Annotated in this window: 1 protein-coding gene; it reads left to right on the forward strand. The window is 41.5% G+C overall.

Annotated features, from left to right (window positions below; all coding sequences use genetic code 11):
* The first annotated feature begins 114 nt into the window (after positions 1 to 114).
* On the forward strand, positions 115 to 1,392 hold the full coding sequence (locus EW028_RS24320; protein ID WP_131522764.1) for an IS110 family RNA-guided transposase: 1,278 nt from the start codon (positions 115 to 117) through the stop codon (positions 1,390 to 1,392).
* Positions 1,393 to 1,764 lie beyond the last annotated feature (372 nt).

A 1,764-nucleotide genomic window follows, 5' to 3' on the forward strand; every position in this document is an offset into this window, starting at 1 on the left:
AAGGAGCATTCCTGTTAGAAGGATTTTCAGGGGCTTGAAATCAGAAAAGCCCTCTTGTATGATGCATGAGTGTCAACAGCCATTGACCCACTATCACACAGGAGGACTCCTTTTATGAATTCTAATAGGAACCAAAAGATTAATCAAGTCTCTGAAAAAACACTCGTCATCGGTATCGATATTGCCAAGCGTACACATTATGCATGCGCGGTTGATGAAAGAGGACGCGTGCTCCATAAATCGTTCCCTTTCTCGCAAACAAGAGAAGGTTTCGATGCTTTTTATGAAAGATTACTGGCTTTACGTGCTACCCATGAAAAAAGTGAAATTCTTGTCGGTTTCGAGCCCACAGGTCACTACTGGATGAATCTCGCTGCCTATCTTCAAGCACATGGAATTCCATTTATCATGGTGAATCCTCATCATGTCAATCGTTCCAAAGAGCTAGATGACAATCTTCAAACAAAGAATGACCAAAAGGATGCGCTCGTCATTGCACGTTTAATGCGAGATGGACGATTTAGTTACCCACGTATTCTAGAAGGCGTGGAAGCTGAATTGCGTAATGGTACAACCTTGCGTGCCAAAATCCAAGAAGATGTAAATGCCTTACAAAATCGAATGATCCGTTGGTTAGATCGCTTTTTTCCTGAGTTTACACAGGTATTTAAAAACTTCGGGAAAATGGCGTATGCGGCGCTTGAAAAGACACCACTGCCGATGGACATTCAAGGGAAAACGCCAGAAGAATTATTATTTTTATACCGCCAAGTAGATGGGATGAAAAGTCCACAGCTACCAAAGGCAAAACAATTAGTCGAGGTGGCACAAAGCTCGATTGGACTGACAGAAGGCTTAGTGATGGCACGCATTGAAATCGCTACACTACTTTCCCAGTATCAATTGATGCAAGCTCAGCTTGATGAATTAACAGTCCAGCTTATAGAACTGGCAAAACAAATGACGGATTATGCGTATTTAGCATCAGTACCTGGAATCGGAGACGTAACAATTGTCGAGCTGCTTTCCGAAGTTGGTTCTCTTACACAATATGAGCATCCACGCCAATTAATCAAACTAGCGGGACTCACATTACGTGAAAACTCTTCTGGACAGCATAAAGGACAAAAACGGATTTCTAAGCGTGGTAGAAGAAAACTTCGAGCTCTTTTATTCCGTGTCATGATACCGTTAATTCGTCATAATGAGGCCTTTAAGCAATTACATGATTATTACACTACACGCACCATCAATCCACTTCGAAAGAAACAATCGATTGTCGTGCTCTGTGGAAAGTTACTGAAGATTTTACACACCTTGTGCAAGAAGAAAGTACATTTTGATGTGAGCCAAATGATGAAAGACCTTTATTGTCTCGGAGAGGCAGCCTAAGCAATCAGAACTCGACCTCTAACAGAAGGATGACACGGAGAAGCCGGCATTATTTTCACCATAAGACTACGAGTCCCTTAAGGAGCATCGCCAGCCTCTGCCTTATGAATAGACCGAACGAAGGAATGTATGCGCTAGACGCCAAGAGACATGGGAGGGTGAGTCGTCATAAGCATCGCAGAGATCCATTAGTGCATCATATAGTGGAATTAAAAGTTAATTTTTTTCAATTAACTTTAGCGAAGCGTACTCACCAAATGACAATGAATTGAAGAACTAGAAAAGACTATATGTACTATGCGGTGAAAAAATATTTTCATCACTTTAAAAACGGGTCAGACCGTTGATATATCAACATTTATAGAGGGAGGA

Source organism: Lysinibacillus sp. OL1 (assembly GCF_004332175.1).
GTDB classification, from domain to species: domain Bacteria; phylum Bacillota; class Bacilli; order Bacillales_A; family Planococcaceae; genus Lysinibacillus; species Lysinibacillus capsici.